Source organism: Mesorhizobium sp. WSM4817, from assembly GCF_055811135.1.
In genome coordinates this window covers 1-472 of the sequence record NZ_JBVVQQ010000136.1, presented here as the reverse complement: position 1 = coordinate 472, position 472 = coordinate 1, and the positions used below count along the sequence as shown (strand labels likewise).

Here is a 472-nt window from a genome sequence, read left to right as displayed (position 1 = left end):
TGCTATCGCTGCGTCCGAAAGGTCTCCGCCAAGGCGGACGCCTCTGATTTCAGCTCCAACACGGCTGGTCAGCGGTACAACGTCGGAGTCAGGAATGGTCTGGTTGACAAGGACTGGATTGCTCATGGGGATCTCCTGATTGATCTTGGAGGGAGACAGCAAGTCACATCCGGCCAGCGGATGTCGCGCGGCGTTGAAAGTCTCATCGCGAGTCAACAGAGCTATTGAACAAGATAATCGACTTAAACATAGAAATAATGTTCCAAATTAAACTGGCTCGACGAAAGAGCCGTCTCCGTTGCTCCGGTCTCGGTGTTGAGTTCTCTCTGGGCAGGGAAACGGCGCGAGATGGGGTTTGATGGTGCAAGATCCAGCGCCGGATCAGGAAGGCCATCGCGGAAGCAACGGATCGCCTTGCTAGTGGACGCCTGGACCACTCTGCTGCTGAGGAGCGCGGGGGCTGCCGCCCATT

General features: G+C 56.4%; 1 protein-coding gene and 1 pseudogene. Both read right to left on the bottom strand.

The window, feature by feature from the left end; all coding sequences use genetic code 11:
* A pseudogene (locus AC0L2K_RS35075) lies at window positions 1-126 on the bottom strand (TauD/TfdA family dioxygenase); the annotation flags it as partial.
* Window positions 127-242: 116 nt separating this feature from the next.
* Window positions 243-472: hypothetical protein (locus AC0L2K_RS35070; protein WP_473533672.1), on the bottom strand; the 230-nt coding region annotated here is incomplete at its 5' end.